We start from the raw sequence: 16,255 nt of genomic DNA, 5'->3' as shown, positions 1-16,255 counted from the left end.
TGCCGCTCGTTCTCAGGGAGTAGACGATGACCGCCGAAAACCAGGCCAATCGAACCGATGTCGACAAAGCTCTGCTTGGCCATGCCACCTATCGCAGTCTCGGCGAGCAGCGGCTGTCCCCGAAGGAGGAACGGTTCGAGAAGGGCCGGCGCACGATCGGGCTGTTCCTGGCGCCCCTGCTCGCGATCGTCTTCCTCGCCCTGCCCCTCGATATGGAGGGACACCAGCAGACGCTGGCCGGCGTGCTGCTCGGTGTCATCGTGCTGTGGATCACCGAGGCGGTGCCGATCCCCATCGGCGGCCTGCTCGGCGTCGCAGTCATCGTGTTCCTGGGGGTGGACGGAGTCGACGACGTCCTGGCGCCGTTCGGATCGTCGACGATCTTCACGTTCATCGGGGCGTTCATCCTCGCTCAGGCGATGCTCAAGCACGGCCTGGCGCGACGATTCGCATTCCGGATCCTGGCCCTGCCGCGCGCCGGATCGTCCACCACGGGCGTGATCATCGCGTTCGGTGCGATCACGTGCGTGCTGTCGGCGTTCGTTTCCAATACCGCGACTGTGGCCATGCTGCTGCCCACCGCGCTGGGCATCCTCGGCGTCATCGCCAAACTCATGCAGCAGCGCGGTGTCGTCGAACCGGACTTCGACCCGTTGCGTGTCCGCGTCGGAGCAGCCATCATGCTGATGCTCGCCTACGGGGCGAGCGTCGGCGGCCTGCTTACGCCGGTTGGCAGCCCGCCTAACTTGATCGGACGTGGGCTCATCGAAGAGGCCACTGGAGAGCGCATCAGCTTCGGGCAGTGGATGGTAATGGCCATCCCGATCTGCCTGCTGATGTTCATTGCGCTCGCATTTATCCTGCTGCGGCTCAACAAGCCGGAGATCAAACACATCGAAGGCGTCTCAGAGTACGTCGCGCAGCAGCGCGAGGAGATGGGCCCACTCTCCCGCGCCGAGAAGAACACGCTCATCGCGTTCGGAATCACGGTGACGCTGTGGATACTGCCCGGTGTCGTCGCCTTGATCACCGGCACCGACTCCGGAATCTACGAGGCGATCAGCGACCGGCTCGACGAAGGCATGGTCGCCGTATTCGGCGCGGCCTTGCTTTACCTGCTGCCGATCGACTGGGAAAGCCGGGAGTTCACCCTGCGTTGGCGCGATGCCGCCGAAATCGACTGGGGCACAATCGTGCTGTTCGGTACCGGCATCATTTTCGGTTCATTGCTCGCCGATACCGGCCTCGCCGAGACGATCGGCACGTCCATCGACGACGCGCTGGGCCTGACGAGCGTCGTCGCCATCACCATCTTCGCCGTGTTGCTGGCCATCCTCGTCTCGGAGACCACCAGCAACACGGCGTCGGCGGCGGTCGTGGTGCCGATCATCATCCCGGTCGCGGTGGCGGCCGGCATCAACCCGTTCGTGCCTGCGCTCGCAGCGACGTTCGCGGCCTCGTTCGGCTTCATGTTGCCGGTGTCGACGCCGCAGAACGCGGTGGTCTACGGCTCTGGCGCCGTGAAGATAACCACCATGATTCGGTCGGGCCTGACGTTCGACGTCCTCGGCGCGATTCTCATCATGATTCTGTTGCCGGTGATGGTCGGCGTGCTCGGGCTGGGCGGTTGATGACCGCACAGAAAATCGCCGTGATTCCCGGCGACGGAATCGGCGGCGAGGTGATCGCATCCGCCCGTGCTGTGCTGGACGCCGTGTGCGCCCGCTACCGGATCGACTTCGAGTACACCGAGTTCGACTGGTCCTGCCAGCGCTACGAACGCGAAGGATCGATGATGCCGGCAGACGGAATCGACCAGCTGCGCGGGTTCGACGCGATCCTCCTCGGGGCCGTCGGCTGGCCCGGGGTGCCCGACCACGTCTCGCTATGGGGGCTGCTCATCCCGATCCGGCGGGCGTTTCGTCAGTACGTCAACCTGCGCCCGATCCGGGTGTTCGAGGGTGTTCAGAGTCCGCTACTCACCGCTGACAACGTCGACTTCGTCGTGGTCCGGGAGAACGTCGAGGGCGAGTACAGCGAGGTCGGCGGCCGGTTGAATCGCGGCTTCCCGGACGAGATCGCCGTGCAGGAGTCCATTTTCACAAGAGTCGGCGTGAGCCGGATCGCGGACTATGCGTTCGAGCTCGCGCTGACCCGCCGCCGCTACGTCACCTCGGCCACGAAGTCGAACGGAATCGTGCACACCCTTCCGTTCTGGGACGAGGTCGTCGCCGAGCGGGCTGCCCTGCACCCGGACATGCGTTTCGACAGCGAACACATCGACGCGCTCGCCGCCAAATTCGTATTGCAGCCTGACCGGTTCGACGTGGTGGTGGGATCGAATCTGTTCGGCGACATCCTCTCCGATCTCGCCGCCGCCGTCGCTGGGTCGATCGGCATCGCGCCGTCGGCCAACCTGGACCCGACAAAGCAATACCCGTCGATGTTCGAACCGGTCCACGGCTCCGCACCGGACATCGCGGGCAGAGGCATCGCCAACCCTGTCGGCGCGGTGTGGTCGGCGGCGATGATGCTGGAGCATCTCGGCCACGCCTCCGCAGCCGCCGAGGTACTCAGCGCGATGGAGGCCACATTGGCCAAACCGGAGACCCGAACTGCCGACCTGGACGGCACCGCCTCGACGATGGAGGTGACGGAAGCGCTGGTCGCTCAACTACATTGATGCAATGGCTTCGATGCGCGCGGGGACATGCTTGTGCCAAGGGGTCCCGGCATATGCGTCGCGCCACTCGGTGGAGGTGAGTGCGTTCGGAGCCACTCCGGGAACATATGATTGGCCGTCATCGCCGGTGTAGTCAAGGCCGAGTCCGTTGGGCAGTGACGCGTGTCCGGGCAGCATCGCCTCGCTGATTTCGATGCTGGCTTCGGCGCTGCCGGCGGCGGTCGTGATGCGTGCGCGGCCGCCGGCGACCAGGCCAAGGGCGTGCGCGTCCTCGACGCTGACGCGCAGTGCTCCGTCTGCGTCACGCTTCCGCCAGCCGGGGTCGCGGAAGATGTCGTTGGCGGTGTACGCCCGGCGCTCACCCGCCGAGAGCACTACCGGGAACGCCGGAGTCGTCAGCGCAGATCGCGCGTCGCGCAGCCCGCGTATCTCGTCGAGCATTTCCGGCATCTCGAGGGCGATCTTGTGATCCGCGTTGGCGACCAGATCGAAGTCTTCCTCGTACTCGTGCACGGTGAACGTCACACCCGAGCGGCTCTGCAGGATCGCCTCGAAGAGCGCGTTACCGTCGGCATGGCCGGCGCGGCGAACCGCCTCGGGATAGGCCATCGCCGCTTTTTGCGCCAGCCCCCACAACGCCGCTGCGCCTGCGAGACCCTCGGGCAGGGTCGGGCCCAGCGTTTCATACAGAACGAACGGCAGCACCCGGGACATCGCCGGATTGGTGCCGACCGCTTCGAGGAACGCCTGCGCGTAGGTCTCCAGACCCTCCTTGGCGGCGCGACGGAGCGGCTGCAGGTCGGCGTCGTCGACGACCCCGAGAGCTCGCACCAGTCGCGCCCAGATCTCCGGCTCGGGCAGGGTGCCAGGCAATGGTTCGAGCAAGCGATGCCGCAGATGAAAAGTGTTGTGCGGGAACTCCAGATTGAAGAACGTCGCTTCCGGCTTCTCGAACTGGCTCGCCGCCGGCAGCACATAGTGGGCAAGCCTGGCCGTCTCGGTCATCGCGACGTCGATGACCACCATCAGCTCCAGAGAGGCAAAGGCCTCTCGGCAGGCTGCGGAATCGGCCACCGAGTGCGCGGGGTTGCTGCTCTCGACGATCATCGCCCGGAATCGGTCGGGATGGTCGGTCAGGATCTCTTGCGGCACCACATTGGACGGCACCAGGCCGGATATCACCGGCGCTCCGGTCACCGGTGTCCGCCCAACCCCGCCGAAGGTGAACAGCGGCGCGAAGGTCGAATGCAGGTGCTGCCCACCACGTTTGGCGAAACTGCCGGTAAGAATCCACAGCAGCTTGTTCAGATACGAGCAGAGCGTGCTGTTGGGCGCCTGCTGGATGCCCAGGTCCTCGAACACCGCCACACTGTCGGCGCTTGCAATGCGTCGTACCGCCGTGCGTATCAATTCCTCGTCGACACCGCAGCGCTGCGCGTAGTCGGCGATCGGGACCTCCCGCAGCACCTCCCGGACGGCGTCCGCGCCATTGACGTGATCGGCCAGAAACGCTTCGTCGCAAAGCTTCTCCTGCACCAGCACCCCGGCCATGGCCGCCAGGCACCATGCGTCGGTGCCGGGCCGCACGCGGAGATGGAAGTCGGCCATCTTGGCCGTGTCGGTGATCACCGGATCGATGACGATCATCGCGCGGTTCGGATCCTTGGCGATCTCGTTGAGCACCGTGCGGGCCCGTGGGAAGCTCTGCGACATCCACGGGTTCTTGCCGACGAAGACCGAGACCTCGGCGTGTTCGAACTCTCCTCGTGTGTGCCCGCCGTACAGGTGCGCATCGACCCATGCTTCGCCCGTTTTCTCCTGCGCCAACGCATTTGACCGGTAGCGGGCACCGATCGCCTTGAGAAACGCGCCGGCGTAGGCACCGCCCAGATGGTTGCCCTGGCCGCCTCCGCCGTAATAGAAGATCTTCTCCCCGCCGTATGCGTCGCGGATGTGTCTGAAGCCCTCGGCGATCTCGGTAATCGCAGTGTCCCAATCGATTTTCTGGTAGCTGCCGTCGGGGCGGCGACGCATCGGGGTGGTCAGCCTGCTGCGGTTGTTCTGGTAGTGATCGAGCCGCAACGCTTTGTTGCAGGTGTATCCCTGCGATGCCGGATGTTCCTTGTCGCCACGGATCTTGGCGAGCTTACGTCCCTCGAGCTGCACGACGATGCCGCAGTTGCATTCGCACAGGATGCAGGCGGTCGACTGCCAGTCACTGGTCATCGCGGGGATTCCTTTCGGCTGTCTCGGCTTGCAGCAGTGCGCGCAGCTGACGATGAACGAGATCAAGGGGTTTGAGATCGCGGGATGCGCTGGCGACGACGATCGCGCCTTCTATCGATGTCGTCACCAACATCGCCAGTTCCTCGGCCCGCGATGTGGCAATGCCGTCGGCCACCAGGCGCTGGGCCACCAAGTCCGTCCAGTGCGCGAAAACCGCCGCCGCGCGCTCGATGAGTGGTGTTGTGCGCTCCGCATTTTCGGGCTCGCCGGCTTCGACCGCTACCGCGACGATCGGACAGCCGGCCCGGTAGTCACTGCGGATCAGCTGTTCGCGATAGCCGGCTACCAGACTGTCGAGGAGGTCGATGCCCCGCGCAGCCTCGGTGATCCGGGCGGCGATGTACTCCCCCGCGTACTCGACAGCCTCGTCGAGGAGTTGCATCCGCCCGCCCGGGAAATAGTGATAGGCCGACCCGCGCGGCGCACCGCTGTGTTCCAGCACGTCAGAGATGGCGGTCGCGTGCGCGCCGCGTTCCCTGATCAAGAGCGCGGCTGAGACCACCATGCGCTCGCGAGGACTTCTGGTCGGCATCCTATATATGATGGCATACATAACCGAGTTTGCCCAGGTCTACCGGCGAAATGACTCGGCCGGGCAGGTCAGCCGGACTCGGGACCCTCTTCCTCGGCGGCCTGCTCCCCCGCGTCGTCGGTGTCCCGGCGGCGCTCACGAAGGACGAAGGCTGCCAGCGCCAGCACAAAGACCACGCCGCCGAGCACGCCGATCTCGACCACGGCGCGCGAGAAGGCCGGACCCTTCTCGAGCAGGGTCGCCGCCTCCACCGACAGCACGACGATCTCCTTGATGCCGGCCAGGATGCCGACAATCAAGAACGGTTCGGCGACGATCTCGTGCGACCGCAGGGAGGCGCGGACGGCATAGAGCAGTTCGACGAAAATAAAGATCAGCAGCAGGCCGTCCAGGATTTCGAGCATGACGGTGTCGGCCGGCAATCGGCGCAGCCTCAGCATGGTGTTGAACTGCGCGACTAGCAGCGAGACCGATCCCATAAGGAGAACCACCGCGATCGCCCAGTACACCGCGTCTTCGAGCTTGCCGAGTACGCGGTCGGCGAGGCGCTGCCGTTCCTCCTCCTCTTCTTCGTGCTCGGCGTCGCTCTTTTTTGTCAACGCGACCTCCTGGTCGGCGAATTCAGCGGTTCGGTCACCGCGGGCGCATACCGACACTTATTGACGCTGGCGAATGTCTTCAAACATGACCATTTGCTGACCGATTCACCCCACCCATGTCACAAATCGCGCCGCTGCATGCGTCTGGTGGATATCAACGGCAACGAACGCGAAAGGCAGCACAATGACAGAGATCCTCATAGTCGGCGCCGGATACACCGGCATGGGTGCGGCCATGGGCCTGGCCGGCCGGTTCAAGGGTCGCGACGACGTTCACGTCACGCTGGTCAACCCGCAGACCCGGTTCACCGAGCGGCTGCGGCTGCACCAAACGGCCGCCGGCCAGCAGCTGGCCGACCTGCAGATTCCCGATCGGCTGGCGGCCGCCGCTGTCCAGTTCGTCCAGGGCTGGGTGACGGCCATCGACGCCGATGCGCACACGGTTCGCATCGACGATGATTACGCGCTGCACTACGACACGTTGGTGTATGCGCTGGGCAGCGTCGCCGACACCGAGACCGTTCCCGGCGTCGACGAGTTCGCCTACACGCTTAACAGTGCGCACGAGGCCACGCTGCTTGCCGACCAGCTGGCTCGCCTTACCGACGCCACCGTCGTCGTCGCCGGCGGCGGCCTGACCGGCATCGAATCCGCGGCCGAAATCGCCGAACAGCACCCACATCTCAACGTGGTGCTGCTGAGCAGACAGCAACCCGGATTGATGATGGGCGAAAAGGCCCGTGCTCGGCTGCATTCCGGCCTGGCCCGGTTGGGCGTCCGGGTCCGCGCGGGCGCCGACATCGTCAAAGTGATGTCCGACGGGGTCGCGCTCGCCGACGGCGAGGTGGTCCCCGCGCAGGCGGTGCTGTGGACCACCGGAGTGCGGGTTTCGCCATTGGCAGCGGGCGCGGGCCTGCAGGTCGACGACCGCGGCCGCATCGTCACCGACGAGTCGCTGCGGTCGGTGTCGCACCCGGCGGTCTATGCCGTCGGTGATGCGGCCGCGATCCGGCAGAGCTACGGCGTCATGCACGGCACCTGCCAGAGCGGGATCCCTACCGCACTGCACGCCGCTGCTTCGATCGTGCGTGAACTGAACGGCAAGCAGCCCAAGAAGTTTCGCTTCGGCTATGTGCACCAGCCCGTCAGCCTGGGTCGGCACGACGCCGTCATCCAGTTCACCCACGCCGACGACAGCCCGGGGCGGTTCTACTTGGCCGGCCGCTTGGCGGTGGCGTACAAAGAAACCGTGAGCTCCAGCCCATGGCCCACCTACCGGCTGATCAGGTCGTTGCCGGCGGTGGGTTCGACGACATGGCGCCGCGGCGGGCGGTCGAAGCAATGAGCGTCGACGAGCAGACTTTCTCCGATTACCGGAAGCTGTTGTTCGCCATTGCATATCGGCTTCTGGGCTCTGCCGCAGACGCCGAAGACGTCGTCCAGGATGCCTGGTTCAAGTGGTCGGCGGCCGATCGTGCACAGGTGTCGGACCCTAAGGCCTACCTCGCGCGGATCGTGTCCAACTTGGCGATGGAGCGGCTCCGGTCGACGCGACGCCAACGGGAAACCTACGTTGGGCCGTGGCTTCCGGAGCCGATCCTCACCGAGACCGATGCCGCCGAGGATGTCGCGACCGCCGAGTCGGTGTCACTGGCCATGCTGGTGGTGCTGGAAACCTTGAGCCCGTTGGAACGTGCCGTGTTCGTGCTCAAGGAGGTTTTCGATTTCTCATACGCCGAAATCGCTGACGCCGTTGACCGTTCGGAGTCGGCGGTGCGTCAGGCCGCCCACCGGGCCCGCAACCACATCCAGGCGCGCCGACCGCGCTTCGAGGCCGACCGGGACAAGAAACGTGCGGTCACCGAGCGGTTCTTCGCCGCCACCACCGGCGGTGACATCAACGAGCTGATGGAGTTGCTCGCGCCGGACGTCACGCTGTGGACGGATGGCGGCGGAAAAGTCCGGCAGGCAATGCGCCCGATAATCGGTGCGGCGAACGTGGCCAGGTGGATCGAGGGCACGATCAAGCGACCCTACGAGGGTGTCGAAATCGCCGACATGACAGCGGAAGTCGTCGACATCAACGGCGGCCCGGGCATCGTGATGCGCGGGGCTGGTCGCATCATCGCCACACTGACCGTGGACCTGGATGCCGACGGCCGAATCGAGACAGTCCACAATGTCGCCAACCCGGACAAGCTCCACGCCATCGCGGATGGGGTGCCGCGAGGCTGAGCCGGGCCGGGCGACATAATCGGAAGAACCGAAGATGTGCTAACGATCGGAGTGCGCCGTGGTCGAGGCCGACGCGACGCAATCGCACGCCTCGACCGTTGCGCCACCACGGCTGTTGATCGCGGGACTGAGCGTGGTGGTGTTGACCGTCGCGGTGCTGCAGACCGCCGTGGTGCCGGTGCTCGGCATCATCGCCGAGCAACTCCACGCATCCACCGTCGCGGTGAGCTGGGCGGTTACCGCGAATCTGCTGGCCGCCGCCGCGGCGACCCCATTGATCGGCCGGCTCGCGGACCTGCACAGCAAGAAGCGCGTGCTGCTGTGGGTGCTGGCTGTCGTGCTGCTGGGCTCGGTGCTTGCCGCCACCACATCGTCCCTGGCGCTGCTGATCGTGGGTCGGGTCCTGCAGGCCGCCTCGTTCGCGCTCTACCCGATCGGCGTCGCCATCCTGCGGGAGGAGTTGACCGAAGACCGGATGGTCTCGGCGATGTCGGTGCTCTCCGGAACGTTGGGCTTCGGCGGCGGAATGGGACTGGTAGTGGTCGGCCTGCTGATGAGTGGTAACGCGGACTACCACCGCGTGTTCTGGCTGACCACTGCCTTCACCATCCTCGTCATCGCGATCGTGGCGCTTATCGTCCCCGCGCGCCCGCGCAGCTCGACCGGATCCATCGACTGGCTGGGCGCCGGCGGCCTTGCCGCCGGATTGTCGGCGATCCTGCTGGCGATCACGCAGGGCAACTCCTGGGGCTGGACCTCGCCATGGACACTTGCCTGCGCGGCATGCGGCGTCGTCGTCGTGGTCGGCTGGTGGCACTGGGAGCGGCGCGTCAAACAGCCGCTGGTGTCGACGCGGATGCTGACCCGGCGGCCGATAATGCTCACCAATCTGGCCACGATATTCGTCGGCATGGGACTGTACTTCGCCTTCTTGGGCTTGACGCTGTTCGTCCAAATCCCGCGCGAGGCAGCGGGATACGGCTTTGGTGCAACCGTGCTCGAAGCCAGCGTCGTCTACCTGCTACCCGGTGCGGTCACCGGGTTTCTGGTGGCTTTGGTCAGCGGCAGGTTCATCGACCGGCTCGGCGCCCGACCGGTGCTCGTCGTCGCGGCGCTGGCGGGGATCACCGGGTTCCTTTTCATTGCGCTGGCCCATTCGGCGCCGTGGCAGATCATTGTGGCCGGCATCCTGGCCAACGCCTACATCAGCCTCGGGTACGGCGCGCTGCCTGCCCTGGTGGTCAGTGAAGTCGAGGCCGGTGAAACGGGTGTGGCCATGAGCATGAACGCGATCGCCCGCACCGTCGGCAGCTCTACCGCGGCCGCCCTCGTCGCGGTTCTGCTCGGCCGCACGGTTGTCGGCACCAACGTGCCGGTGGAGAGCAGTTTCGTCGTCATCTTCATCGGCGGTGCGGTGACCGCCGCGCTGGCGATGGTGCTGATCGCGGTGTCCCGAACGCAAGAACGCGCTATCGATACCGTCGAGGCAAGGTTCGAATCCCGTGCCATGAACCACGAATGGGGTTAAGGCAGTGAGGCGAGTTTCTCCACTGACTTGCGGATCTCCGACCCGAGGACCTTGGCGACCAGCCGCCCGATCCGGGTATTGAGCAATCCGCCCGACAGCTCGGCCACCACGTGAAACGTCGACCCCGGGTGATTGTCTTGCACCTCGATCGTGAGTCCGATCCGGATTCCGCCGCGGCCTGCACCGCTCAGCTCGATCAACTTGGGCTCGTCGTAGCGGGTGACCCGCCAGTGGATGATGTTCCGAAACCCCTTGACCTTGATGCACGCCGAGACATATATGCCCGCTTCGATCTCTGCCGGCACGTCGCTGCGCCAGCCACCGAAGATCGTCAACCATTCATCGAAGCGACGCAGGTCCGACGCCAAGGCCCACGCACGCTGAGCCGACAGGTCGGTCGAGACCGCCACATCGATCGTCGCCATGCACGTCTCCTACCCAAGGCCGGGTTCGTGAAAACGCCGTCGGGTGGTTTCCGGGACTGCGGTCCCGCGGGCTGCGAAACTGACCAGGCGACCATCGTTCCCTGCCGCCGCATCGCCGCTGCCTGCCGACGGTCAGGCGATGGCCGTCCACGGCCGAATCCGCGGAATCTCTCGCATCCACGCGGGGATAGCGAGCGATTCCATTGTGGAACTGCAAATTCGTTGCGGAATCACTTGCGAAGGGCGACGGAATCCGCGATGGTTTACCCACAGCTTCGGGGGTAAGGGAGGATTCGCCCTGACCGGCACAGACACCACCGCCGTAGAACACACAACGGGGCAGGACGGGGCCCCTCGGTCCAAGGGCGGCCCGGTCATCGAGATCGACCATGTCACCAAGCGCTTCTCCGACTATGTCGCGGTGACCGAAGCCGACTTCTCCATCGCTTCGGGCGAGTTCTTCTCACTGCTGGGCCCGTCTGGCTGCGGCAAGACCACCACGCTGCGGATGATCGCCGGCTTCGAGAGCCCGACCGAGGGCGCCATCCGGCTGGAGGGTGCGGACGTGTCGCGGGTGCCGCCGCACAAACGCAACGTCAACACCGTTTTCCAGCATTACGCGCTGTTTCCCCACATGACGGTGTGGGACAACGTCGCCTACGGACCGCGCAGCATGAAGAAGGGCAAGGCCGAGGTCACCCGGCGGGTCGACGAACTGCTCGAAATCGTGCGCCTCACCGACTTCGCCCAGCGCAAGCCCGCCCAGCTGTCTGGCGGACAGCAACAGCGGGTGGCGCTGGCCCGCGCACTGGTGAACTATCCCAGCGCGCTGCTCCTCGACGAGCCGCTCGGCGCGCTGGACCTCAAGCTGCGTCAGGTCATGCAGTTCGAACTCAAGCGCATCCAGCGCGAGGTCGGGATCACCTTCGTCTACGTGACCCACGACCAAGAGGAAGCGCTGACGATGAGCGACCGCATCGCGGTCATGAACGCCGGCAATGTCGACCAGATCGGCAACCCCACCGAGATCTACGATCGGCCGTCGACGGTCTTCGTCGCCAGCTTCATCGGCCAGGCCAACCTGTGGGCGGGTCGGCAGACGGGTAGGAGCAATCGCGATTTCGTCCAGGTCGAGGTCCTCGGCACCACCCTGAAGGCCAGGCCCGGCGAAACCACCATTGAGCCCGGCGGCCACGCCACGCTGATGATCCGTCCGGAACGCATTCGGGTTTCGATGGATCCGCCGACCGACGATGTGGCCACCGTGTCCGCCACCGTGTCCGATCTCACCTTCCAGGGCCCGGTGGTGCGGCTGTCTCTCGCCGCACCCGACGACTCGCCGATCCTGGTTCACGTCGGCCCCGAACAGGACCTGCCGATGCTGCGTCCTGGCGACGAGGTGCACGTCTCTTGGACACCCGATGCCTCACTGGTACTTCCGGCCGCCGATATCCCCACCACCGAGGATCTCGAGGAGATGCTCGACAACTCCTGACCGTCGAGTTCGGCTGTCAATCAACCTTTTCCCGAATCACGAAAGGCACAGAAGCCATGGCCAACGAGATCGATCCCCGACTTCTCTCCCGACTGGCGATCAACCGGACCACCCGCAGGCGGTTTCTCGGCGGTGGCGCCGCGGCCGCCGCGGCGCTGACACTCGGCCCGTCGTTCCTGGCCGCGTGCGGCTCGGACAGCGGGCCGTCGGAAACCACCCCGACTGAGACCGGGCCGGCCAGCGGCACGCTGCGGATCTCGAACTGGCCGCTGTACATGGCCGACGGGTTCATCGCCGAATTCCAGCAATCCTCGGGCCTCACCGTGGACTACAAGGAAGACCTCAACGACAACGAGCAGTGGTTCGCCAAGGTCAAGGAACCGCTGTCGCGCAAGCAGGACATCGGTGCCGATCTGGCGGTGCCCACCACGTTCATGGCCGTCCGCCTGCACGGCCTCGGCTGGCTCAACGACATCAGCGACGCGGGCGTGCCGAACAAGAAGAACATCCGGCCCGACCTGTTGGAGGCCAGCGTTGACGAGGGCCGAAAGTTCAGCGCGCCGTACATGTCGGGTCTTGTCGGTCTGGCCTACAACCGAGCGGCCACCGGCCGCGATATCAAGACCATGGACGAAGTCTGGGATCCCGCCTTCGCCGGGAAGGTCAGCCTGTTCTCCGACTTCCAGGACGGCCTGGGCATGATCATGCTGTCGCAGGGTGGCTCGGTGGAGGATCCCAACACCGAGTCGATTCAAAAAGCGGTGGACCTGGTCAAGGAGCAGAAGGACAAAGGACATATCCGCCGATTCACCGGCAACGATTACACCGAGGACCTCGCGTCCGGGAACGTGGTCATCGCGCAGGCATATTCGGGCGACGTCGTGCAGCTGCAGGCCGACAATCCCGACCTTCAGTTCGTCGCCCCCGAGTCGGGTGCCACGACATTCGTCGACACCATGGTGATCCCCTACACCACCCAGAACCAGAAGGCGGCCGAAGCCTGGATCAACTACGTCTACGAGCGCCCGAACTACGCCAAGCTCATCGAGTACGTGCAGTTCGTTCCGGTGCTGTCGGACATGACCGATGAGCTCAACAAACTCGATCCCGCTGTTGCGAACAATCCGCTGATCAATCCGCCCCAGGCGGTACTGGATAGGTCGAAGGGCTGGGCGGCGCTGTCCGACGAGCAGACCCAGGAGTGGAATACGTTGTACGCAGCGGTAACCGGCGGCTGACCAGATGGCAGGTGTCGCGAGCAGCGGTCGGCAGCGGAGCAAGATCGCCCCGTACTTGATGATCCTGCCGGGCCTGCTGTACCTCGGGATCTTCTTCGTGGTGCCGTTCTTCACACTGGCGCGCACCTCGTTGTCGTCGGCCGGCGGTTCGGTGTACCTGCCGACGCTGACGTTCGCGTGGGACTTCGGCAATTATCTCGACGCGTTCAGCCAGTATCGGGACCAGATCATCCGGTCCTTCACGTACGCGCTGGTCGCCACGGTGGTGTGTCTGCTGCTGGCGTATCCGCTCGCCTACGTCATCGCGTTCAAGGCGGGCCGGTACAAGAATCTCATCCTCGGCCTGGTCATTCTGCCGTTCTTCGTCACGTTCCTGATCCGCACCATCGCGTGGAAGACCATCCTGGCCGACGACGGCTGGGTGGTCGGCGCGCTGAACACGATCGGGCTGCTGCCCAGTGAGGGACGGCTGCTGTCGACGAGTTGGGCGGTGATCGGCGGCCTGATCTACAACTGGATCATCTTCATGATCCTGCCGCTGTATGTGAGCCTGGAGAAGATCGACCCGCGGCTGCTGGAGGCGTCGAGGGACCTGTACTCGACGGCTCCGCGCAGCTTCCGCAAGGTGATCCTGCCGCTGTCGATGCCCGGTGTGCTGGCCGGCAGCATGCTCGTGTTCATCCCGGCGGTCGGCGACTTCATCAACGCGGACTATCTGGGCAGCACGCGAACCACGATGATCGGCAACGTCATTCAGAAACAGTTCCTGGTGGTCAAGGATTACCCGGCCGCCGCGGCGCTGAGCCTGGTGCTGATGGCGATCATCCTGGTCGGCGTGCTGCTCTACACGCGAGCACTGGGCACGGAGGAGCTGGTATGACACGCGCACGCGAGGAGCAAAAGTGACGGTGCAGGCCGGGGCGGCGGTGGCCACCGCGGCCGAGCAGCCGCCCAAACCCAATCGGGTGCGGGGCAACCGAAAGATCGGCGACCTGCTGCTGCGCATCGTTGCGGGCCTGGTGCTGGTGTATCTGTTCCTGCCGATCTTCGTGATCATCCTGTTCTCGTTCAACAAGCCCCTGGGCAAGTTCAACTACACCTGGCAGGGTTTCACGCTGGAGAACTGGGCAGACCCGTTCAAGTACCCGGCACTGACAAACGCGCTGAAGCTCAGCCTCAACGTCGCCGCGGTGTCCACCCTGATCGCGTTGGTGCTCGGCACGCTGCTCGCCATAGCCCTTGTGCGCCAACGCTTCCGTGGCAGGACCGCGGTCGACACCTTCCTGATACTGCCCCTCACCGCTCCCGAGGTGGTGATGGGCGCTGCGCTGCTGACACTCTTTCTCGACTTCGGCTGGGCGGCCGGCTACACCACCATCCTGATCGCGCACGTGGCGTTCGAGATCAGCTTCATCGCGATGACCGTGCGGGCCCGGGTGCGGGGGTTCGACTGGACACTCGAGGACGCTTCGATGGATCTTGGCGCGAGCCCGACCCGGACATTCTTCAAAGTCACGCTGCCGCTGATCATCCCGGGCATCGTCGCGGCCGGCATGCTGTCGTTCGCGCTGTCGCTCGACGACTTCATCATCACGTACTTCGTCAGCGGGTCGACGGTGACATATCCGCTGTACGTGAATGCGGCGGTGAAGGCCGCGGTTCCCCCGCAGATCAACGTGCTGGCCACCGCCATATTGGTGGTCAGCCTGATCCTGCTGGCGGTGGGAACTCTCTACCGGCGCAAGCGATTCGAAGGCTAAACTTCGAATCTCACGACGATTCGTCGAAATCTGCACCATGGTCGTTGCGGGCACCACATCACAACCCTGACGCAGAAGTCGGCGTCAAGAATTGACTTCGGCCGGCACCGGCGAGGACCTGGCGCCGGTGCGCGCCGCCCCGATGCCCGCGACCACGACGAAGCATATGCCGACCACGCCCGCCGGGCCCGGCACCTGGTGCAGGATCACCAGCCCGACAAGCATCGCGAACGCCGGCTCGAGGGCCATCAGCGTCCCGAATGCGGCGGTGGTCAACCGGCGCAGCGCCAGCAGCTCCAGCGCAAACGGCACCACGGGCAACAGGATCGCCAGGCCGATTCCGATCAGCAGGATGTCCGGGGTCATCCGGTCGAACACCGCAGGGCCGACGGTGATGGTCGCCACCAGGGCAGCGACCGGCATCGACACCCCCAACCCGTTGATGCCCGCGACCTCGTCGCCCACCCGCTGGGTGAGCAGGATGTAGCCCGCCCAGCAGACGGCCGCGCCGAGCGCGTACAGCACGCCCACCGGATCGACGGCGCCATCCCATGGCTGGGTGAGCAGCACGACACCGACGGCGGCAAGCCCGGGCCACACCAAGCGGTGCCGTCCCCTGCCATGCGCGACCGCGACTCCCAACGGCCCGAGAAACTCCAACGCACTGGCGGTGCCCAACGGGATCCGGTCCAGTGCGGCCATGAACAACAGGGTGATCGCCGCGGTGACCACCCCGAGCACCACGCACACCGCGAAAGTTTTCCGGGTGAACGCCGCGGCGCGCGGCCGGACGATGACGAGCATCAGCAGGCCGGCCCATGCCAGCCGCAGCCACGCGGCGCCCTCGACGCCGATGCGGTCGATCAACGTGACGGCAATCGCGAGCCCGAGCTGCACACACAGCATCGACACCATCGCCATCAGGGCTCCGGTGCGGGCTTGGTTGTCGGTCACCCCTGCATTGAACGACACCACAAACGTTCGCGTCCACGTGATTTTCCTGGACATACCGTTCGATAATCATGAACAGTAGATGGGTGGAGATCTGGGAACTTTCGATCCGCGAGTCCGTCCGACAGACGCTGGCCGACTACACGGCGGGCACCGACCGCAATCGACTCGACGACATTGCGGCGTGCTTCGCTCCGACTGGTGTGCTCGAGTTCAGCGGCGGGGAGCCGATGGTCGGGCCGGCGGCAATCGTGGCCGGCCTGGGTGCCCAGGCGCAGCGGTTCCGGGCAGGGCCGGTGCCCTTGACCCATGTCCGACACCATGTCTCGAGCGTGCGGTTCGGTGCGGTGGCTCGCGACCGCGTCGAAGTGAGTAGCTATTTTCTGGCTCTCACCGACATCGGTGTCGATCATTGGGGCCGGTATCGGGACGTCCTGATTCCGGTTGCGGACCGCTGGCTGTTCGCGTCGCGCGAAGCGATCGTGGACGGGTTCTCCGCCGACAGCCTGATGCGCGGCTAGTC

General features: G+C 65.3%; 15 protein-coding genes. 10 read left to right on the top strand and 5 right to left on the bottom strand.

All coding sequences use genetic code 11. The annotated features are described in order from the left end of the window. The first annotated feature begins 26 nt into the window (after window positions 1-26). Together ACRDU5_RS14195 and ACRDU5_RS14190 are read left to right on the top strand one after the other, a co-directional pair. A complete protein-coding gene (locus ACRDU5_RS14195) occupies window positions 27-1,631 on the top strand; it encodes an SLC13 family permease (protein ID WP_526615213.1) in 1,605 nt (534 codons plus the stop codon). Next, entirely contained in the window at window positions 1,631-2,683 is a 1,053-nt protein-coding gene (locus ACRDU5_RS14190; protein ID WP_526615212.1) for a tartrate dehydrogenase, read from the top strand. Before ACRDU5_RS14195 ends, ACRDU5_RS14190 begins: the two co-directional genes overlap by 1 nt. Here the strand turns inward: ACRDU5_RS14190 and ACRDU5_RS14185 are convergent. From ACRDU5_RS14185 to ACRDU5_RS14175, 3 genes are all read right to left on the bottom strand, one after another. Continuing rightward, a complete protein-coding gene (locus ACRDU5_RS14185; RefSeq protein ID WP_526615211.1) occupies window positions 2,675-4,909 on the bottom strand; it encodes a molybdopterin-dependent oxidoreductase in 2,235 nt (744 codons plus the stop codon). The genes ACRDU5_RS14190 and ACRDU5_RS14185 overlap by 9 nt on opposite strands. Continuing rightward, on the bottom strand, window positions 4,899-5,501 hold the full coding sequence (locus ACRDU5_RS14180) for a TetR/AcrR family transcriptional regulator (protein WP_526615210.1): 603 nt from the start codon (window positions 5,499-5,501) through the stop codon (window positions 4,899-4,901). Before ACRDU5_RS14180 ends, ACRDU5_RS14185 begins: the two co-directional genes overlap by 11 nt. Before the next feature lie 68 nt (window positions 5,502-5,569). After that, window positions 5,570-6,100, bottom strand: coding sequence for a phosphate-starvation-inducible PsiE family protein (locus ACRDU5_RS14175; RefSeq protein ID WP_526615209.1), 531 nt, complete (start codon window positions 6,098-6,100; stop codon window positions 5,570-5,572). 184 nt (window positions 6,101-6,284) lie between these two features. Between ACRDU5_RS14175 and ACRDU5_RS14170 the strand changes: the two genes are divergently transcribed. From ACRDU5_RS14170 to ACRDU5_RS14160, 3 genes are read left to right on the top strand one after another with little or no spacing between them, the layout of a single operon-like run. Then, window positions 6,285-7,445 (top strand): NAD(P)/FAD-dependent oxidoreductase, encoded by a 1,161-nt coding sequence (locus tag ACRDU5_RS14170; RefSeq protein ID WP_526615207.1) that lies wholly within the window; start codon window positions 6,285-6,287, stop codon window positions 7,443-7,445. Next, the gene (locus ACRDU5_RS14165; protein WP_526615205.1) at window positions 7,415-8,335 is read left to right on the top strand and encodes an RNA polymerase sigma-70 factor; all 921 of its coding nucleotides are present in this window, start codon (window positions 7,415-7,417) and stop codon (window positions 8,333-8,335) included. Before ACRDU5_RS14170 ends, ACRDU5_RS14165 begins: the two co-directional genes overlap by 31 nt. 58 nt (window positions 8,336-8,393) lie before the next feature. Then, complete coding sequence (locus tag ACRDU5_RS14160; protein WP_526615204.1) at window positions 8,394-9,863, top strand: MFS transporter; 1,470 nt, start codon at window positions 8,394-8,396, stop codon at window positions 9,861-9,863. Here ACRDU5_RS14160 and ACRDU5_RS14155 read toward each other — a convergent pair. After that, a complete protein-coding gene (locus tag ACRDU5_RS14155) occupies window positions 9,860-10,288 on the bottom strand; it encodes a type II toxin-antitoxin system Rv0910 family toxin (protein WP_526615202.1) in 429 nt (142 codons plus the stop codon). The two genes, ACRDU5_RS14160 and ACRDU5_RS14155, sit on opposite strands and share 4 nt — an antisense overlap. A 376-nt stretch (window positions 10,289-10,664) precedes the next feature. On the opposite strand from ACRDU5_RS14155, the gene ACRDU5_RS14150 reads away from it, so the two are divergent. Genes ACRDU5_RS14150 through ACRDU5_RS14135 form a run of 4 tightly spaced genes read left to right on the top strand, consistent with a single transcriptional unit; the run spans window position 10,665 to window position 14,781 of the window. Continuing rightward, the gene (locus ACRDU5_RS14150) at window positions 10,665-11,783 is read left to right on the top strand and encodes an ABC transporter ATP-binding protein (RefSeq protein ID WP_526615233.1); all 1,119 of its coding nucleotides are present in this window, start codon (window positions 10,665-10,667) and stop codon (window positions 11,781-11,783) included. A 56-nt stretch (window positions 11,784-11,839) separates the two neighbouring features. After that, a complete protein-coding gene (locus ACRDU5_RS14145; protein ID WP_526615201.1) occupies window positions 11,840-13,021 on the top strand; it encodes an ABC transporter substrate-binding protein in 1,182 nt (393 codons plus the stop codon). A 4-nt stretch (window positions 13,022-13,025) separates the two neighbouring features. Continuing rightward, window positions 13,026-13,901, top strand: a complete 876-nt coding sequence (locus tag ACRDU5_RS14140) for an ABC transporter permease (protein ID WP_526615199.1) — start codon at window positions 13,026-13,028, stop codon at window positions 13,899-13,901. A gap of 22 nt (window positions 13,902-13,923) precedes the next feature. Continuing rightward, window positions 13,924-14,781: an ABC transporter permease gene (locus ACRDU5_RS14135; RefSeq protein WP_526615198.1), complete on the top strand. Its 858-nt coding sequence runs from the start codon at window positions 13,924-13,926 to the stop codon at window positions 14,779-14,781. Between the two features lie 84 nt (window positions 14,782-14,865). On the opposite strand, the gene ACRDU5_RS14130 is transcribed toward ACRDU5_RS14135, so the two are convergent. After that, window positions 14,866-15,735 (bottom strand): EamA family transporter, encoded by an 870-nt coding sequence (locus ACRDU5_RS14130; protein ID WP_526615197.1) that lies wholly within the window; start codon window positions 15,733-15,735, stop codon window positions 14,866-14,868. A gap of 68 nt (window positions 15,736-15,803) precedes the next feature. Between ACRDU5_RS14130 and ACRDU5_RS14125 the strand changes: the two genes are divergently transcribed. Then, window positions 15,804-16,253 (top strand): nuclear transport factor 2 family protein, encoded by a 450-nt coding sequence (locus ACRDU5_RS14125; RefSeq protein WP_526615196.1) that lies wholly within the window; start codon window positions 15,804-15,806, stop codon window positions 16,251-16,253. The last annotated feature ends 2 nt before the right edge of the window (window positions 16,254-16,255 follow it).

This window comes from Mycobacterium sp. (assembly GCF_050701515.1).
In the GTDB taxonomy this organism is placed as follows: Bacteria; Actinomycetota; Actinomycetes; order Mycobacteriales; family Mycobacteriaceae; genus Mycobacterium.
Note: the sequence above shows the minus strand (reverse complement) of the source record. Positions and strands in the feature narration are given on the sequence as shown.

What these genes read in the sequence shown, in the direction of transcription:
- ACRDU5_RS14185 (WP_526615211.1), bottom strand. Translation starts at nt 4,909, where the DNA reads ATGACCAGTGACTGGCAGTCGACCGCCTGCATCCTGTGCGAATGCAAC.
- ACRDU5_RS14190 (WP_526615212.1), top strand. Translation starts at nt 1,631, where the DNA reads ATGACCGCACAGAAAATCGCCGTGATTCCCGGCGACGGAATCGGCGGC.
- ACRDU5_RS14170 (WP_526615207.1), top strand. Translation starts at nt 6,285, where the DNA reads ATGACAGAGATCCTCATAGTCGGCGCCGGATACACCGGCATGGGTGCG.
- ACRDU5_RS14155 (WP_526615202.1), bottom strand. Translation starts at nt 10,288, where the DNA reads ATGGCGACGATCGATGTGGCGGTCTCGACCGACCTGTCGGCTCAGCGT.
- ACRDU5_RS14165 (WP_526615205.1), top strand. Translation starts at nt 7,415, where the DNA reads ATGGCGCCGCGGCGGGCGGTCGAAGCAATGAGCGTCGACGAGCAGACT.
- ACRDU5_RS14125 (WP_526615196.1), top strand. Translation starts at nt 15,804, where the DNA reads ATGAACAGTAGATGGGTGGAGATCTGGGAACTTTCGATCCGCGAGTCC.
- ACRDU5_RS14145 (WP_526615201.1), top strand. Translation starts at nt 11,840, where the DNA reads ATGGCCAACGAGATCGATCCCCGACTTCTCTCCCGACTGGCGATCAAC.
- ACRDU5_RS14140 (WP_526615199.1), top strand. Translation starts at nt 13,026, where the DNA reads ATGGCAGGTGTCGCGAGCAGCGGTCGGCAGCGGAGCAAGATCGCCCCG.
- ACRDU5_RS14195 (WP_526615213.1), top strand. Translation starts at nt 27, where the DNA reads ATGACCGCCGAAAACCAGGCCAATCGAACCGATGTCGACAAAGCTCTG.
- ACRDU5_RS14180 (WP_526615210.1), bottom strand. Translation starts at nt 5,501, where the DNA reads ATGCCGACCAGAAGTCCTCGCGAGCGCATGGTGGTCTCAGCCGCGCTC.